The sequence below is a fragment of the Luteococcus japonicus genome, from assembly GCF_003752415.1.
GTDB lineage: Bacteria > Actinomycetota > Actinomycetes > Propionibacteriales > Propionibacteriaceae > Luteococcus > Luteococcus japonicus.
On the sequence record NZ_RKHG01000001.1, the window covers coordinates 664,174 to 680,583 of the forward strand.

Here is a 16,410-nt window from a genome sequence, read left to right on the forward strand (position 1 = left end):
TCCTCACACTTGCACAGCCTCCTCTCGGGCACGGGCCAGTTCCTCGGCACGTCGTGCCTCTGCCGTGGCAGCCTCGGCACGGCGCAGCGCCTCGCGGGCGTCCTGCTCTGCCTGCTCCGCCACGCTCACCTCGACGGCAGCCTCCTGGGCGCTCGGCTCCTGGGCGATCACGCTGACCGGTGCGGTGGCGAAGAGCTCTTCCACGTCCAGGTCCGGGTTCTCCTCCTGCTGGGCGACGAGTTCCTGTGCCTCGTCCTCGCTGGCCACCGTCGGCATCGAGCCGAGCAGCGGCTGCCGGGCGGACTCGCGCAACTGGGTGGCGGCCAGCAGGCCCAGCAGCTCGACCGCGATGATCCAGTAGGCGGGCGCCAGTCGGTCGCCGGTGGATGCCACCAGGGCCTCCATGATCAAGCCCGCGGTACCGCCGAAGGCTGCCACGGCGAGGTTGTAGGAGATCCCCATGCCGCCGTAGCGGGAATGGGTCGGGAACATCGCGGGCAGCGACGAGGACTGGTTGCCCACCCACAGGAAGACGGGGACCACCAGTAGCAGCAGCCCGAGGACCGTCGACCAGACCTGCCCGTGACCCATCAGCAGGAAGGCGGGCACGGCGGTCAGCACGCCGGCCAGGGCGGCCATCACGGCGACATGCCGACGGCCGATCCGGTCCCCCAGCCAGCCACTGACCGGCACCAGCAGCGCCAGCACCACCAGCACGGGCAGGGTCAGCAGGTTGCCGTGCACCGCGTCGTAGCCGAGCGTCGTGGTGAGGTAGGTGGGCATGTAGCTGGTGAGCGCATAGGCGATGGTGTTCGCCGCCGCCACCAGCACGAAGACGATGCCCAGCTCGCGCCAGTAGGTCTTGACCAGTGCTCCCAGCCCGAGGGGTCCGTTCTCGGTGGCGATGATGGCGTCCTCCACATCACCCAGCCGGGTCACTGGGGTCGTGGCGCCATTCCCGTCCTGCTCCTCCTGCGCGGCGGCCTGGGCCTCCACGAAGGCCGGGGTGTCCTCGATGTGGGTCCGGAACCACAGCGCGACCATGCCCAGCGGCAGTGAGACGAGGAAGGGGATGCGCCATCCCCACGAGTACATGAAGCCCTCGGAGGTCATCACCTGCAGGGCGCCGACGAATCCGGCACCGGCCGCGAAACCCAGGTAGGAACCCAGGTCCAGCAGGGACGAGTAGAAGCCACGGCGCTTGTCCGGGGCGTACTCGGTGATGAAGGTGGTCGCGCCGGCGTACTCGCCGCCGGTGGAGAAGCCCTGCGCCAGCTTCAGCACGATCAGCAGCGCCGGGGCGAGGGCCCCGATCATGCCGTAGGTGGGCAGGATGCCGATCAGGAAGGTGGCCGCCGCCATCATCAGCAGGGTGAAGGCCAGCACCTGCTTTCGGCCCAGCCGGTCGCCCAGCTGGCCGAGGATGATGCCGCCCAACGGACGGGCGACGAAGGTCACGGCGAAGACGCCCAGGCTGAACAGGTTCTGGATGGTGCCGCTGGCATCCGGCAGGAAGACGCGGCCCAGGATCACGGCCAGGTAGCCGTAGACGCCCACGTCGTACCACTCCATGAAGTTGCCGACGACGCTGCCCCAGACTGCCTTCTTCAGTGCCGATTCATCGACGACCGTGACATCGTCCATCCTGAGCCGTCGTCTGCCGCGCATGGCCGCCAGCCTGCGTCTCTCGGCGCGAGCCGCTGCCTTGTCCTTGCGGCTGATGGTCGTCGTCACGGATTCCTGCACGGGCAAACCTGTCTGTGGGAGAACATGGACAGTGGCGGGCTGCTTGCCAGCGGTCCCGCCACGCCGACCATCATTTCGCACCGGATGATCCAGAGTCGCGCTGTGGCGACCCGCTTCGCGCAGTGCGAAATTCCGCGTCGCGGGGCATTTCCGCGACGGACTAGGGTTGCCCGCATGGATGGGTCCCTGACGAACCTTCGCAATCCCGTGGTCATCATGGCCTTCGAGGGCTGGAACGACGCCTCGGATGCCGCGACCAGCGCCATCGACCACATCGGGCTCAGCTATGACACCGACGTCGTCTTCGAGATCGACGGCGAGGAGTACTACGACTTCCAGATGAATCGGCCGCGGGTCAGCATCACCGAGTCCACCGAACGCGACATCGAGTGGCCGGCGGTGCAGATCGCCGTGGCCCACCTGCCGGAGCGCGACGTGGTCCTGGTCAGCGGCCCCGAGCCGAACCTCAAGTGGCGCTCCTTCACCTCGGCCCTGGTCAGCGCCATCCGCACGGTGGACCCGGCGATGGTGGTGGTGCTGGGCGCGATGCTCACCGATTCGCCCCATTCGAGGCCGCTCCCGGTCACCGGCACCGCCAATGACGTCCGGCTGGCCACCACACTCGGCCTGGAACCGTCGAACTACGAGGGCCCCACCGGCATCGTCGGGATCCTGGCTGACGGGCTGCGACGGGCCGGGATGCCCGTCGTGTCGCTGTGGGCTCAGGTACCGCACTATGTCAGCGACTCGCCCAATCCGAAGGCAACGCTGGCGCTGCTGGTGCGGATCGAGGACCTGCTGGACACTCCCCTGGCCCTCGGGGAGCTGCCGGAACTGGCGCAGGCCTGGGAGCGCGGCGTCGACGAACTGGCCAGTGAGGACCCCGACGTCGCCGAGTACATCCGGCGCCTGGAGGCCGCCCAGGACGAGGAGGACCTGCCAGCTGCGACGGGGGACTCGATTGCCGCGGAGTTCCAGCGCTACCTGCGGCGCCGCAACGAGGGCCGCTGAGGCACCCCCTCTGTCCGGGTGCGGGCCAGCCACGCGGTGAGCAGCGGCGTGGCTGCGGTGAGCAGGATGCCACCCCAGATCAGCCACGGCCAGGTGAACAAGGTCGCGAATCCCAGCACCAGCATCAGCGGCATCCAGAACCAGCGAAGTCTGAACCACCACGCCGGTACGGCCGAGAGCACGAAGCCGACGAAGGCGCCGAGCAGTGGGTTGGCGAGCGCCGCCGCCAGACAGTCACCGATGCTGCACGTCGGGTCGGCACCGCGTCGAACCATCACGCCACCCATATGGGCATGACCAGTTCCGTCCAGCGGTGGCGATGTGCACCCAGACGCCGCCGACATGCCACGATTCCCCCATGGACAAGACATTCGAGATGGGCGGCCAGCATGTTGACCGCATGGGCTTCGGGGCGATGCAGCTGTGCGGGCCCGGGGTGATGGGGCAACCGGCCGACCGCGACCAGGCCCTTGCGGTGCTGCGCCGTGCCCTGGAGCTGGGCGTGAACCACGTCGACACCAGCGAATTCTACGGCCCCCACGTCAGCAACCAACTGCTCCGTGAGGCCCTCCACCCCTACGCCGAGGACCTCGTGCTGGTCAGCAAGGTCGGGGCCCACCGCGACGAGGCCGGCGCCTGGCTGCCCTCCCAGTCCCCCGAGGACCTGATCCGTGACACCCACGAGAACCTTGAGACGCTGGGCCTCGACCGGCTGCACGTGATGAACCTGCGCGTGATGCCCAAGGACGACCACGCCCCCGCCGGCTACCAGCCGGTCCCCCTCGACGAGCAGCTCGACGCGATGCGACGTCTCGTCGACGAGGGTGTCATCGAGCACTTCGGTGTCTCGACGGTCACCGCCGAGCAGGCCGCGCAGGGCATCGAGGCCGGCGCGGTGCAGGTGCAGAATGCCTACAACCTGCGCTCCAGGGGCGACGAGGCAACTCTGGAACTCTGCCGGGACAAGGGGGTCGCCTATGTGCCGTACTTCCCGCTGGGTTCGGCCTTCGGCTGGTTCCCGCGCGTCGACGAGGACCCTGCCGTGGTCCGCGTCGCCGAGCGCCTGGGGCACTCCCCGGCGCAGGTGGGGCTGGCCTGGCTGCTGCACCACGCCCCGAATGTGCTGCTCATCCCGGGCACCAGCAAGCTGGCGCACCTCGAGGAGAACATGGGCGCCGCCGATGTGGTGCTGTCCGCCCAGGACGTCGCGGAGCTGGAAGCCCTCTGACCCTGGGCCTGTCCAGGGCTCAGCCCTCGGCTGTCGCCGCCGCCTTCTCCGCAGCGGCGACAGCCTTGACGAAGCACCAGACGACACACACGAACAAGGGAACGGCCACCAGGTTCACGCCCACCACCGTGGCTCCGGCCCCGATCATGGCAAGCAGCACCAGACCACCCACCACCAGCACGCTGGCCGCGCGCCCCAACCAGCGGGAGGCGGCGGCCTGTGCGCTGTGCCAGGCCTCGTCGGAACGGCTCGTCGAAGGAGTGCGGATCCCCAGCACAGAGCCGGGTTTGAGACGGCGGCTGCCGGCCTGCAGGCTGATGCCGGCCGCCAGCGAGCCCAGCACGAGCATCACGCTGGCCAACAGCACGGAACTGCCCATCAGTGCTGACAGGCCGCGACGGCCTTGCCGCGCAGGTCGTTGACCATCTTGTCCGGATCTGCCGCCGAGTAGACGGCGGACCCGGCGACGAAGGTGTCGGCCCCGGCGGCGGCGCAGCGCTCGATGGTCTCCAAGGAGACGCCCCCGTCCACCTGGATCCAGATCTCCTGACCGGTCTTCTTGACCAGCTCGCGGGTGCGCTCAATCTTCGGCAGCACCAGGTCCAGGAACTTCTGCCCGCCGAAACCGGGCTCGACGGTCATCAGCAGCACCATGTCCAGTTCGGGCATCATGTCCGCATAGGGCTCGATCGGGGTCGCCGGCTTCAGCGCCATCGACGCCCGGGCGCCCCGCGCGCGGATCTCCCGGGCCAGCCGGATCGGGGCGTCGGCCGCCTCGACGTGGAAGGTGACCGACTCGGCTCCGGCCTCCGCGAAGGCGGGCGCCCACCGGTCGGCCTGCGCAATCATCAGGTGGATGTCCAGGAAGGCATCGGTGTTCTTGCGGATGCACTCCACCACCGGCAAACCGAAGGTCATGTTCGGCACGAAATGGTTGTCCATCACGTCCAGGTGCACGCCATCGGCGCTGGGGATCCGGGAGATCTCCCCGGACAGGTTGGACAGGTCGGCATTGAGGATGGACGGGGTGATTCGCATGGCCATGGCCACAGCGTATCGAGCCCCGTGGGCGGTGCGGCGCGCTGGCCTAGGCTGGGCCGCATGGATCGTGACTTCGACATCATCGTCTTCGGCGCCACGGGCTATGTCGGCCGGTTGATCGCCGCGGAACTGCTGCGCAGCGCACCCGAGGGCACCCGGCTGGCGCTGGCGGGCCGCGACGACTCCCGGCTGCGGCAGGCGGCACAGGGGCTCGGCCACCCGCAGCTTCCCGTCGTGGTCGCCGATGCCTTCGACGCGCAGGCCCTGTCACGCATGGCCGCCCGCACGACAGTGGTGGTCTCCACCGTCGGCCCCTACGTGAAGTACGGGATGGCGACGGCTGGTGCCTGCGCCGCCGCCGGGACCCACTACGTCGACCTCAACGGGGAGGTGCTCTTCGCCCGCGACGTGATCGACGCCTTCGACCGGCCTGCCCGGTCCAGCGGCGCCACGCTGGTCACCGCATGCGGCTTCGACTCGGTGCCCTCGGACCTCGGGGTGCTGGTGGCCGCCACCACCGCCAGGGAGGCGGGCGCCGGCGAACTGTTGGGCACCACGATGCACCTGCGCAGCTTCTCCGGTGGCATGTCCGGTGGAACCATCGACGCCCTGCGTACCCAGATCGACGCCTCGCGTCACGGCGTGCGCACCCCTGGCCGCTCCTCGTCGGACCCCTATGCCCTGAGCCCGGACCGCGACGCAGAACCCGAACCCCGTGGCCGTCGCAATTCGGTGATCTGGCTGGAGACCTCCGGGGACACCCGCGCATTCGCCGCGCCCTTCTTCATGGCCCGCTACAACGAGCAGGTGGTCCGGCGCAGCAATGCCCTGCTCGGCTGGGCCTACGGGCGCGGCTTCCGCTACCGCGAGGCCCAGGACACCGGCAAGGGCGCCAAGGGCCTGGTGAAGGCGCTGGGGATCGGGGCGGCCCTGCCGGCCTTCGTCATCAGTCTGGCGACTCCGGGGCTTCGCCAGGTGGCGGACCGCCTGCTGCCAGCGCCCGGGCAGGGCCCGAGCGAGGAATCCCGGGCCAACGGCCACTTCACCATCGAGGTCCACGCGGACACCACCGGAGGGCAGCGGGTGGTCGCCACCGTCGCCGACGAGCGGGACCCGGGCTATGAGGGCACCGCGGTGATGATCGGCGAGGCCGCCTTGGCACTGGCCGCCGGGCAGGGATTGACGACGGGAGTCAGTACCCCCGCGGCGGCACTCGGACTGCCCTATGCGCAGCGGCTGCGGGAGCGCGGCTTCACCATCACGGGAGCGGTCAGTCCCGGGTGATGCTGTGCATGCCCATTCGCCTTCAGGGCGTGGGCCACCCCGAAGGTGCTGTGTCGCGTTCCGAAGAGGCCGATCCGCTCTCCCACCAGCACCTGATCTCCGCGACTCACGGGGGTGTCCAGCTCGCATCCTGCGGCGTCGATGCAGGCACTGTGGCGCACGGACAGGGTCCGCCAGTCGGCCGAGGTTCGCAGTCCGTGCTCCTCGACGGCGGCGGCCAGCAACTCCTTGCGTTGCATCACATCCGACAAGGGATGTGCATGTGACGGGCCCGGTATCTCGGCGACCAGCCAGCCCGGTTCGGTACCGAGCATGATCTCCCGGGCCCGCATGATCTCCAGGGCCCGCATGATCTCCAGGGAGCTGGCGCGGGTGGGCCGGGAGCGGCCGCTGGTCCAGTGGATCAAGGTGGCGATTGACACGGCCATCCCCTGCTGACCCAACCTGTCCCGGATGCGCGCCAGACTCAGTCCGCGTTGCTGGATGGCAGCGCCCAGCCGCTTCTGGAACTCGGTCCCGGCAGGACTGCTCATGCCCTCAGCTGGGCTCACTCGGGAGGACAGTCACGCGATGTCACTCCCAGTCCCAGCCGATGAGGTGCAGACCCGCGCCAGCATCGCGCAACACGGCCTGGACCGTGTCGGCACCCACCATCACGGCATCTTCCTGCACCGTGGGCTCGTCCTCGCCCGGCAATTCGCTCAACAGTCGAAATCGCTTGGGCATCGGGCACTCGAATGTCACCTGCAGCCTCAAGTCCGGTGTGACCGACTTGAGGACATGTCCAGTTTCGTCCTCACGGGGGCGGGCTCCCAGGAAGTCGACAGACCTTGGACTCCGAGGTGGTCTCTGATCCGTGACAGGACAAGACCTCGCCGCCGGATCGCTGTTCCGAGGCGGTCCGCGAACTCGGCCGAGCTGAGGCTGGTCTCTCATTCACTGTATTACCTGACCGGGTGGCCCGAGGCCGATCTCGAGAGACTCGGCGCGTCAGAGGCGGCGCAGCAGGGCCAAGAACATTGCGTCGGTGCCGTGCCGGTGCGGCCACAACTGGACGAAACGCGGGTCCGTCGCCGCGCGGCAGTCGGGCACCTCCGGCAGGAAACTGGCGGCATCGAGGATCTCCACCCGCTGGTCGGCAATCGTCTGCACGATGGTGCTGGTCTCCGCCCGGTGCGGGGAACAAGTGACATAGGCAATCACGCCGCCTGGCGCCGCGGAGGCAATCGCCTGGTCCAGCAGGTCGCACTGGAGCTGGAAGAGCTCACCGACCTCCTGCTGGGTACGGCGCCAGCGTGACTCCGGCCGACGACGCAACGAGCCCAGGCCGGAACACGGGACGTCCGCCATCACACGGGTGAAAGTGTTCTGTTCCCACTGCGGCTTCGTGCCGTCGCCGACGACGACCTCCCACAGGTTCTGCGGGTAGGCCATCAGTGACTTGCGGACCAGGTCCGCCCGGTGCTCGTGGGCCTCGTTGGCCAGCAATGTCGAGCCATCGGCCCGGGCCACGCCCGTCAGCAGGGCAGCCTTGCCGCCCGGTCCCGCGCACAGGTCCAACCAGCGGCCGGACTCGGCCTCCACCCGGGTCAGGGCAAGTGCCACCAGTTGCGAACCCTCATCCTGCACGGCGGCACGTCGTTGCCGCACCGCGGCAAGATCTGACGGGTTTCCCTCCCGCACCACGCCGAAGGGCGAGAAGCTCGTGGCGCGGCCGCCGTCGGCGAGCAGTTCCTCCCGATCGCACAGGCCGGGGCGAACCACCAAGGTCGGGACCGGCGCCACATTGTCGGCTTCCAGCGCCGCCCGCAACTCACCGTCGGGCAGATCGCCGTCAGGGCTGCCGGCCAGGGCAGTGGCCCAGGCGTCGACGATCCACCGGGGATGGCCCGTCCTGAGGCTCAGGGCACCGCGCTCCCCCATGCCTTCGGTCAGCTCGTCCAACCACTGCTCGAAGTCCTTCTTCGAGACCTTGCGGATGATGGCGTTGACCACCCCGGTCGTCCGCTCGCCCAGGGCGATGCCGGCCAGGTCCACCGACGTCGACACGGCCGCATGGGTGGGGGTCCGCATGTTCAGCAGCTGGTGCGTGCCCAACCGCAGCACGTCGACGATGGCCGGCTGCAGGCTGTCCAGCGAGCGTCCACCGGCCGCCTCGAGGATCCGGTCATAGGTTCCTTCCCACCGGCAGGTGCCGTTGACCAGCTCCGTGCACAGCGCGGCTTCCTGGCTGGTCAGGTCATGGGCGCGGGCCTGCTCGGCCAGCGCCAGGTTCGCATAGGCGCCCGACGCGTGCACGTCGCGCAGGGTGTCGAAGGCCGCCATCCGCGCCAGGTCGATGAAGCGCTCCGGGGCGCGATCCGGCAGGAAGCCCTCGCGCTGGGAACGGTCGCGGCGGTCTCGCTGGTTCATCGTGCCTGCTCCTCGGTGTCGGTGTCGAAGCCGGACGGCAACTGGTGCATGCCGCGCGCCCAGTCGGCGGCGGCCATCTCCTTCTTGCCGAAGGCCTGTACCCGCAGCAACTCCAGCACACCGTCACCGGTCCCGACGAAGACCTCCTTGCGGGTGGCGTGCAGGGTCCCGGGCTCGAGGGCTTCGACATCGGCCGTCAGCTGGGCCGGGCGTGCCAACCACAGTTTGAAGCGTTGCCCCTCGAGCGTGGTCCAGGCGCCGGGATTGGGGTTGGCGCCCCGGACCAGCGCCGCGATGGATGCGGCCGGCTGCTGCCAGCTGACCCGGGTCTGATCGACGGTGAGCTTGGGGGCCAGCGTGATGCCCTCCTCCCCCTGCGCCGTGGGGGCCACCCCGGCCTCGACGTCCTGGAGGGTCTGCACCAGCAGTTCCGCCCCGCGGTGGGCCAGCCGGTCCAGCAGCTCCGCCGACGTGTCGAGCTCGCCGATCGACTCCTCCAGCGTCCGGTAGACCGGGCCCGCGTCCAGCTCCGCGACGAGTTCGAAGGTGGTGGCGCCGGTCATCTCCTGGCCCGCCATGATGCTGCGCTGCACCGGTGCGGCTCCGCGCCAGGCGGGCAGCACCGAGAAGTGCAGGTTAATCCAGCCATGGGTGGGGATGGCGAGCACATGGTCCGGGACCAGCGCGCCGTAGGCCACCACGGGGCAGGCCTCGGGTGCCTTGGCGGTCAGCCAGGTGACGAAGCCCTCATCGCGCGGATGGGTGGGCTTGACCACCTCGAGCCCCAGCTCCTCGGCGCGTCGGGCCACCGGGGAGGCAGTGAGCTTCTTGCCCCGGCCGGCGGGCGCATCGGGGCGCGTCACGACGCCGACCACCTCGTGACCGGCCGCGACGAGTGCCTCGAGGCTGGGTACTGCGGGCTCCGGGGTTCCGGCGAAGACGATTCTCACCCGGCAAATCTACCGGGTCCGGCACAGGATCCCGCCCCGGCGGCTATTGCAGGGCTGCCGGGTCGACCCGGACCCTCACACTGCCCTCGGCCTTGCGGGCCGAACGGACACCGCTGGCCGCCTTGACGGCACGTGTCAGGTCCTTGCCCTGGGCCAAGGGGGCGCGCAGGGTGAGCCGACTCACCTCACTGTCTCCCACCATCCCGGCGGGCACTGGGCCCAGCACGTCGACGACCTCCGGAAGCTCTGCCACGGCCAGCATCTCGTCCAGCGCTGCGGGAATGCCCTCCAGGGTGATGAACTTCACCGCCGGGGGGAAGCGCGCCTCGAGCCGGTCAGCCAGTTCCCGCGACGCGAAGCCCGCGGGATCCACCCTGACCAGGGCCTGGATGGTGCGCTCCTCACTGGGGCCGACGACGGCAACACTCCCCCCGTCACCTCCCGGGCGGACCAGGCCCAGCACGTTGAGCCAACGTCGCAGGGCCTCCTCGGCGACCCGGAGGTCGGGCCGGGACAACTGCATGGCCGCGTCCAGCAGCACCGCCGCCGCGTAGCCACCGTCGGCCACGGGCTCCGCGCCGGGGGTGGCGATCACCAGTGCCGGCTGGTCACCCACGGTCTCGCGCACGTGGTCACCCGAGGAGTCGACCACCGTCGTCCCGGGGAAGGCCCGCCCGAGCTCCTCGGTGGTTCGCACGGATCCGACAACGGGAGCCCGCAGCCTGGTGTCGCCACAAATCTGGCAGCGCCAGCCGGTCACCAAGCGGGCACACCAGGCGCACGAGAGCTGGCGCTCTCCGTCGCGACGCCGGCCGTGCACTGGCCCGTGGCAGTCCGGGCAGCGCACCGCGGTGCGGCAGGTCTGGCAGCTGAGCGCCACCAGGTAGCCGGAACGGGGCACCTGCACCAGGACTGGCCCCTGGGACAGCCCCTTGCGGATGGTCTCGAAGACCAGGTTGGGCAATCTGACGCTGGTGGCCAGCGGATCGCGCTCCATCGCCTTGTCCGAGTCCCCGGCAACCCTGACTGCCGGCGCCTCCCGACGCGCCTGGGACCCCGGCAGCGCCAGCGGTGCGAGCCAGCCCCGCTCGATCCACTGCTGCACCTCACAGCTGCGGCCCCGCGATGCGAGGAGCAGGGCAGACCGGGCCTGGGTGGCCCGGATGGCGGCGACATCTCGCGCGTGGAAGTAGGGAGCGCGGGATTCGGAGTACAGGTCATCACCGTCGTCCCACAGCGCCAGCAGGCCCAGGTCCTTCACGGGCGCGAAGACAGCCGCCCGGGTGCCCACCACGACGCGGGCCTCGCCCCGGCTGATCGCCAGGTAGTTGCGATAGCGGGCCGCCGGGCCGAGGTCCGCGTGCAGCACTGCGACCGCCCCCGCCCCCAGCGCCGTGGACAGTGCCTCGTGCAAGGCCTCCAGATCCTTGACGTCGGGCACCAGGAGCAGCACCCCTCGCCCCGAGCGCAGCGTCGCCACGGCGGCCTGGACCAGCCCCTGCCACGGTGAATGCGCGATGGTCGGCGCCACCTGCCAGTGCGCCCGCAGGCTTCGGCCGTCGGCCAGGGAATCCAGGAAGTCCTGCCCGTGGGGATACCCGGCCAGCGGCCCCGACACGGGCTCCTCAAGCTCCGGTGCCGGCCACGGCTTGCGTGCTGCCTTCTCCGTGGCGGCGTGGCGCGGGGGAACGGCCAACCGCATCAGGTCACTGAAGGTGCCGGCATAGTGGTCGGCGACGGTGCGCAGAAGCGCCACCTGTTCCGGGTGGAGGACGGGTTCGGGGCTGATCACCTTCTCCAGACAGGCCAGCTTCACCCCGGCGTCGCTGGTGGCCAGCCGTTCGACGACGAATCCGTCACGCAGCTTCCCCGCGAAGCGAACCCGCACGCGCGAACCCGGCACCGCCAGCTCGTCGTCGGCCTCACGCACCTCGTAGTCGAAGAGGCGGTCGAGGTGCGGCAGCGGCAGGTCGAGTGCGCAGCGGGCCACGGGTAGGTCGATCACCCTCCCGATGGTAGGCGGTGGGTCCGACAGCATTGGTCGTGCTGGCGTGCGCGCGCACTATGGTGTCGCTGTGCAACCCGAGTCAGCCGCCCACCAGACCGCTACCCGACGACTGCTGGCCTACGTCGGAGCCTCCCTCATCGCGGGCGGCGCGACGGTCACCGACGCCGAGTTGGAGGTGCGCCGGTTGGGTGCCCATCTGGGTCATCCGCAGGTGCAGGTGATGGGCAACCCGACGGGCCTCACCGTGGCACTGGGTTCCGGGGAGCCCGCCACACTGGAGCGGATCGAGGGTGGTCTCAGGCTGGACCAGTCCCTGCACGTCGGAAGAGTCCGACGGGACCTGCTGGCCGGAAGGCTGGGCGTTGAGGAGGGCGTGGAGGCGTTGCGGCAGGCGCGTGAGCTGCCGCACCTGTACGGGACGCCCGGCTTCGTCGGCGGGCTGTTCGTGGTCAGCATGGGGATCTGCATGATCATGCAGCCGGCCTGGGCCAATGTGCTGCTGGCCGGTGCCTGTTCGCTCGCGGTCAGCTGGTTGATGCTCGCGTCGGCCCGGCATGCGTTGTTGGCGTCGCTGCTGCCCACCGTCGCGGCCTTCGTGGTGTCCCTGGCCATCCTGGGCACGTGGCAGGCGGGGCTGGTGGACGGTCCGCTGCGTACCATGGTGTGCCCCATTGCCGTGCTGCTTCCGGGTTCCCTGCTCAGCACCGGCATCGCCGAGCTGGCGACGGGTGCCGTGGTCTCCGGGACCGCTCGCTTCTCCCACGGGATCGTGCAGCTGTTGCTGTTCGCGCTGGGGGTGGTGGGTGCCGGGGTGCTGCTGGGGATTCCCCCCGAGGCCTTCACCAATGTGCGCCTGGACCAGATGGGGCTGTGGAGCCTGCCGGTGGGGCTGGCCCTGATCACGTTGGGGATCACCCTTTCCGAATCCGTCCCGTGGCGGATGGTGGGCTGGATCAGCCTGGTTCTGACTGCCACCTTCACCACGCAGATGTTGGGCCAGCTGCACGGGGAGTCGTTGCCGGTGGCCGCCTTCGGGGGCGCCGTCGTGGCGAGCTTCCTGTCGACGGCCATCGAGGCGACGCGCACCAATGTCCCGCGCCTGATCACCTTCCTGCCGAGCTTCTGGCTCCTGGTACCCGGCACGCTGGGGTTGATGGGGATCACCACCTTCGGCCTGGGCACGGGGCAGGTGGAGGCCGTCGTCGGGGTGATCACCCTGATCACCGCGATCGCGCTGGGACTGCTGGTGGGGTCTGCCCTGGCCCTGCCGTTGAAGCGGATCGCCCGACGCATCCACGTCCTGCAGAAGTTGCGACGCTGAGAAGGGGTCAGCGCGCCAGCTTTCCCTGGTCCCCCACCATCACGGAGCCCGGCGTGACCACCGTCGCGTAGACGCCCAGACAGCCCTCGCGCTCTCCGCCCAGGGCCTTCAACCAGCTGGCGTCGCCGACAGCCCCGTCCTGGGCGAGGTCGGTGGTTCGGCAGCGCGGAATCCTCTCGCCCAGGTGCAGCCGGGTCAGCGGATAGATGAGTTCACGTCCGATCAAGCATTCTTCGACGAAGGGTTTGCTGGTCTCGATCACCAGATTGACGCGCAAGCGACGTGGATCGGCGTCGACTCCCCACCGTTCGGCGCACCAGACCAGGGTCGCCGTGCCGATCAGCGAGACCTGCCCACCGGCCTGGTGCGGGACATCCGCCTCGGGCAGCACCTGTACCGGCGTCCCCATCCGCTCGGACAGGTGGGAATCGAGCAGCTCGCTACCTGCCAACCACCTCTGGCCATCCCCGCTCACCTCGACACTGAAACCCTCGGTACGGGCCTGGAAGTCGACGACCTCGTCGCGTCGACGAAAGCGACGGGTGACCTTGCCCGAGGCCAGGAAACCCTCGGCATCGCGCACCGCGAACCAACGGTCGCCAGCCATGCCACGCTCATCCAGCTTGGCGGCCTTGAGCTGTTCACCGCCCATGGACCTCACCGGATGGCGACTGATGCTCTCGACACGAAAGGCCATGGGGCCGATCGTAGTGGCCCCGCCTCACACGGTCGAAGGCCCCTCGACACGCCCGGGGACCGGGGTGAACTGGACCCCTCGACAGGCCCGGAAACCATGCCCCTGTCGACGCGACCCTGCGCCGGGGCTTGCACGCCGCGCCATCCGGGGCACGTGGCAAGAGGGCCCCACACCAGGTGCGGGGCCCTCCGGATGGCACGGGTCAGCGGATCGCATCCTTCAGGGCGTCGACGCGGTCCAGCTTCTCCCAGCTCATGCCGGGCAGCTGCCGGCCGAAGTGGCCGTAGGCGGTGAAGGCCGAGTACTTCACGTTCAACAGGTCCAGGTCACGCACGATCGCGGCGGGGCGCAGGTCGAAGACGTCCAGCACGGCGTCTCGGATCTGGTCCTCGGAGACCTTGCCGGTGCCGAAGGTGTCGACGTAGAAGCCAACCGGCTGCGCCTTGCCGATGGCGTAGGCAATCTGCACCTCGCACTTGTCGGCAAGCTCGGCGGCGACCACGTTCTTGGCGACCCACCGCATGGCGTAGGCGGCGGAACGGTCCACCTTCGACGGATCCTTCCCGCTGAAGGCACCACCACCATGACGGGCCATGCCGCCGTAGGTGTCGACGATGATCTTGCGGCCGGTCACACCCGCATCGCCCATCGGGCCACCGATGACGAACTTGCCGGTGGGGTTCACGAAGGTCTTCATCCCGTCGGTGCGCAGGTCATAGCTGGCCAGCACCGGAGTGATGACGTGCTGGACCAGGTCCGGCGTGATGGTCTTCTCGATGCTGATGCCCTCGGCGTGCTGGGTGGAGACCACGACGGTGTCCACGCCGACGGGACGCCCGGCATCGTCGTAGTCGATGGTGACCTGGGTCTTGCCGTCGGGACGCAGGTAGTCCAGGATCCCGTCCTTGCGCACCGTCGTCAGTCGCTCGGACAGGCGGTGGGCCAGGTCGATCGGCAGCGGCATGAAGCTCGGGGTCTCGCTGCACGCATAGCCGAACATCAAGCCCTGGTCGCCGGCGCCCTGGAGGTCCAACGCGTCGCCGGAGCCCTCGCGGTTCTCGTAGGCCTTGTCGACGCCCTGGGCGATGTCGGGCGACTGCGAACCGATGGCGACGCTGACACCACAGGAGCGGCCGTCGAAGCCCTTGTCGGACGAGTCGTAGCCGATGTCCAGCACGGTCTGGCGGGCCAGGCCGCTGATGTCGGCATAGGCCTCGGTGGTCACCTCTCCGGCAACCACCACCAGGCCGGTGGTGACGAGGGTCTCGACCGCGACGCGGGAGCCCCTGTCCTGTTCCAGCATCGCGTCGAGGACGGCATCGCTGATGGCGTCTGCGACCTTGTCGGGGTGTCCTTCGGTGACGGACTCCGAGGTGAAGAGCCTGCTCATGGGAAAATCTCCATTCCGTCCGGGCGACAAGCCCGGCCCTGTTGCGTGTTGGTGCGCCGGGCCACATGCCCAGCCACGGCCCTGACGTGCGGGGCAGGGCCCAGTCTAGACGGTATGGGTGACCCCGATTCAGGGGTGAGAGCTCTGGCAGGCCGGGGCCTCGCCGCGCAACGATTCGTGGGTTGCCGGACAGGGTGGGCCTGTCTGGCCTTTCCGACATACGTGGGAGGCCCCGGTTGTTTACCGAGCGTACGAGTGTTGGTCTGGATGTGCATGCCCGCTCCGTGGTGGCGCATGCGATGGACGTCCAGACCGGCGAGATCTTCAAAGCCCGACTCTGCCCCGACCCTGTGGAAGTGACGGCCTGGATCAAGGCCCTGCCCGGCCCGGCCGCGGCGATCTATGAGGCTGGCCCGACCGGTTACGGTCTGGCCCGGACCCTGCTGGGCAATGACATCCGAACGGTGGTCGCCGCGCCGTCCAAGCTCCAGAGGCCAGCCGGATCGAGGGTGAAGACTGATGCGATCGACGCTGAACACCTCTCGATGCTGCTCCGGCTGGACGCGTTCACTGCGGTCGCGGTTCCTGATGAGCTGACCGAGGCTGCTCGTGACCTGGTGAGGACCCGCGAGGACTGCCGTAGTGACTTGATGCGTGCCAGGCATCGGTTGTCGAAGCTGCTGCTGCGTCACGGGATCGTCTATTCGGGCGGGCAGACCTGGAGCAACGCGCATGACGCCTGGCTCAAACGCCAGCACTTCGACTCGCCCTTGGTCCAGGCCGCCTTCGATGAGGCCTACGACAGTGTTGTCACGATCACGGCGCGCCGTGATCGTCTCGACGAGCGCATCACCGCCATGGCTGCCGACAGTCCTTGGACCAACACCATCCACCGGCTCGGCTGTCTGCGGGGGATCTCGACGCTGACAGGGTTCGGTCTGGCGGTCGAGATCGGCGACTGGACCCGGTTCACCGGGAACTCCATCGGATCTTTCGTCGGCCTCGTCCCGTCCGAGAACTCATCCGGCCAGTCACGCTCACTCGGTCCGATCACGAAGACCGGCAACGGTCATGCCCGGCGGCTGCTGGTCGAGGCCGCTTGGCACCACCAGCACCGCTACGTTCCCGGCAAGACGATCCGTGACCGTTGGGATCTTGCGTCCCCGGCTGCCCGGGCCCGCGGTGACCTGGGCAACCGGCGGTTGAACCATCGCTGGAACCAGTTCAAAGCCCGCAAGAAGGCCAACAACATCGCCAACGCCGCGATCGCCCGCGAACTCGCCGGGTGGTGCTGGTCCCTCGCCGTCCTCGACGACTGACGT

At 69.3% G+C, this 16,410-nt stretch carries 16 protein-coding genes; 5 read left to right on the forward strand and 11 right to left on the reverse strand.

Going from position 1 to position 16,410, the window contains the following annotated elements:
- Positions 1-3 precede the first annotated feature (3 nt).
- Positions 4-1,734 (reverse strand): MFS transporter, encoded by a 1,731-nt coding sequence (locus tag EDD41_RS03215; protein WP_245995521.1) that lies wholly within the window; start codon positions 1,732-1,734, stop codon positions 4-6.
- A 186-nt stretch (positions 1,735-1,920) separates the two neighbouring features.
- On the opposite strand from EDD41_RS03215, the gene EDD41_RS03220 reads away from it, so the two are divergent.
- Positions 1,921-2,757, forward strand: coding sequence for a PAC2 family protein (locus tag EDD41_RS03220; protein WP_123574938.1), 837 nt, complete (start codon positions 1,921-1,923; stop codon positions 2,755-2,757).
- Here EDD41_RS03220 and EDD41_RS03225 read toward each other — a convergent pair.
- On the reverse strand, positions 2,727-3,035 hold the full coding sequence (locus EDD41_RS03225) for a hypothetical protein (protein WP_148060458.1): 309 nt from the start codon (positions 3,033-3,035) through the stop codon (positions 2,727-2,729). The two genes, EDD41_RS03220 and EDD41_RS03225, sit on opposite strands and share 31 nt — an antisense overlap.
- A gap of 80 nt (positions 3,036-3,115) precedes the next feature.
- Here EDD41_RS03225 and EDD41_RS03230 point away from each other — a divergent pair, with 80 nt between their 5' ends.
- Positions 3,116-3,985, forward strand: coding sequence for an oxidoreductase (locus EDD41_RS03230; protein WP_123574940.1), 870 nt, complete (start codon positions 3,116-3,118; stop codon positions 3,983-3,985).
- A 19-nt stretch (positions 3,986-4,004) separates the two neighbouring features.
- Here EDD41_RS03230 and EDD41_RS03235 read toward each other — a convergent pair whose 3' ends face one another.
- Together EDD41_RS03235 and rpe are read right to left on the reverse strand one after the other, a co-directional pair.
- On the reverse strand, positions 4,005-4,364 hold the full coding sequence (locus tag EDD41_RS03235; RefSeq protein ID WP_094763747.1) for an SdpI family protein: 360 nt from the start codon (positions 4,362-4,364) through the stop codon (positions 4,005-4,007).
- Complete coding sequence (gene rpe / locus EDD41_RS03240; protein ID WP_170165222.1) at positions 4,364-5,029, reverse strand: ribulose-phosphate 3-epimerase; 666 nt, start codon at positions 5,027-5,029, stop codon at positions 4,364-4,366. Before rpe ends, EDD41_RS03235 begins: the two co-directional genes overlap by 1 nt.
- Before the next feature lie 57 nt (positions 5,030-5,086).
- Here rpe and EDD41_RS03245 point away from each other — a divergent pair, with 57 nt between their 5' ends.
- A complete protein-coding gene (locus tag EDD41_RS03245; RefSeq protein ID WP_123574941.1) occupies positions 5,087-6,310 on the forward strand; it encodes a saccharopine dehydrogenase family protein in 1,224 nt (407 codons plus the stop codon).
- Here the strand turns inward: EDD41_RS03245 and EDD41_RS03250 are convergent.
- From EDD41_RS03250 to EDD41_RS03265, 5 genes are all read right to left on the reverse strand, one after another.
- Positions 6,250-6,843: a hypothetical protein gene (locus tag EDD41_RS03250; RefSeq protein ID WP_123574942.1), complete on the reverse strand. Its 594-nt coding sequence runs from the start codon at positions 6,841-6,843 to the stop codon at positions 6,250-6,252. The two genes, EDD41_RS03245 and EDD41_RS03250, sit on opposite strands and share 61 nt — an antisense overlap.
- 40 nt (positions 6,844-6,883) lie before the next feature.
- Positions 6,884-7,036 (reverse strand): hypothetical protein, encoded by a 153-nt coding sequence (locus EDD41_RS16735; RefSeq protein ID WP_170165223.1) that lies wholly within the window; start codon positions 7,034-7,036, stop codon positions 6,884-6,886.
- 264 nt (positions 7,037-7,300) lie between these two features.
- On the reverse strand, positions 7,301-8,635 hold the full coding sequence (locus EDD41_RS03255; RefSeq protein WP_425454346.1) for an RsmB/NOP family class I SAM-dependent RNA methyltransferase: 1,335 nt from the start codon (positions 8,633-8,635) through the stop codon (positions 7,301-7,303).
- An 83-nt stretch (positions 8,636-8,718) separates the two neighbouring features.
- Positions 8,719-9,672: a methionyl-tRNA formyltransferase gene (gene fmt / locus EDD41_RS03260; protein WP_123574944.1), complete on the reverse strand. Its 954-nt coding sequence runs from the start codon at positions 9,670-9,672 to the stop codon at positions 8,719-8,721.
- A gap of 43 nt (positions 9,673-9,715) precedes the next feature.
- A complete protein-coding gene (locus EDD41_RS03265; RefSeq protein ID WP_245995522.1) occupies positions 9,716-11,677 on the reverse strand; it encodes a primosomal protein N' in 1,962 nt (653 codons plus the stop codon).
- 70 nt (positions 11,678-11,747) lie between these two features.
- Here EDD41_RS03265 and EDD41_RS03270 point away from each other — a divergent pair, with 70 nt between their 5' ends.
- Positions 11,748-13,001 carry a threonine/serine exporter family protein gene (locus tag EDD41_RS03270; RefSeq protein ID WP_170165224.1) on the forward strand — a complete coding sequence of 418 codons (1,254 nt, stop codon included), beginning with the start codon at positions 11,748-11,750 and terminating at the stop codon, positions 12,999-13,001.
- A 7-nt stretch (positions 13,002-13,008) separates the two neighbouring features.
- Here the strand turns inward: EDD41_RS03270 and EDD41_RS03275 are convergent, their stop codons facing one another.
- Positions 13,009-13,698 (reverse strand): MOSC domain-containing protein, encoded by a 690-nt coding sequence (locus EDD41_RS03275; RefSeq protein WP_123574947.1) that lies wholly within the window; start codon positions 13,696-13,698, stop codon positions 13,009-13,011.
- Between the two features lie 202 nt (positions 13,699-13,900).
- Positions 13,901-15,088 carry a methionine adenosyltransferase gene (gene metK / locus EDD41_RS03280; RefSeq protein WP_123574948.1) on the reverse strand — a complete coding sequence of 396 codons (1,188 nt, stop codon included), beginning with the start codon at positions 15,086-15,088 and terminating at the stop codon, positions 13,901-13,903.
- A 236-nt stretch (positions 15,089-15,324) separates the two neighbouring features.
- On the opposite strand from metK, the gene EDD41_RS03285 reads away from it, so the two are divergent.
- Complete coding sequence (locus EDD41_RS03285) at positions 15,325-16,407, forward strand: IS110 family RNA-guided transposase (protein WP_123574949.1); 1,083 nt, start codon at positions 15,325-15,327, stop codon at positions 16,405-16,407.
- Positions 16,408-16,410: the final 3 nt, after the last annotated feature.

Coding starts and splice junctions, on each gene's coding strand:
- EDD41_RS03220 (WP_123574938.1), top strand. CDS start 1,921: ATGGATGGGTCCCTGACGAACCTTCGCAATCCCGTGGTCATCATGGCC.
- EDD41_RS03230 (WP_123574940.1), top strand. CDS start 3,116: ATGGACAAGACATTCGAGATGGGCGGCCAGCATGTTGACCGCATGGGC.
- EDD41_RS03235 (WP_094763747.1), bottom strand. CDS start 4,364: ATGGGCAGTTCCGTGCTGTTGGCCAGCGTGATGCTCGTGCTGGGCTCG.
- rpe (WP_170165222.1), bottom strand. CDS start 5,029: ATGGCCATGCGAATCACCCCGTCCATCCTCAATGCCGACCTGTCCAAC.
- EDD41_RS03245 (WP_123574941.1), top strand. CDS start 5,087: ATGGATCGTGACTTCGACATCATCGTCTTCGGCGCCACGGGCTATGTC.
- EDD41_RS03250 (WP_123574942.1), bottom strand. CDS start 6,843: ATGAGCAGTCCTGCCGGGACCGAGTTCCAGAAGCGGCTGGGCGCTGCC.
- EDD41_RS16735 (WP_170165223.1), bottom strand. CDS start 7,036: ATGCCCAAGCGATTTCGACTGTTGAGCGAATTGCCGGGCGAGGACGAG.
- EDD41_RS03255 (WP_425454346.1), bottom strand. CDS start 8,635: ATGGCGGCCTTCGACACCCTGCGCGACGTGCACGCGTCGGGCGCCTAT.
- EDD41_RS03275 (WP_123574947.1), bottom strand. CDS start 13,698: ATGGCCTTTCGTGTCGAGAGCATCAGTCGCCATCCGGTGAGGTCCATG.
- metK (WP_123574948.1), bottom strand. CDS start 15,088: ATGAGCAGGCTCTTCACCTCGGAGTCCGTCACCGAAGGACACCCCGAC.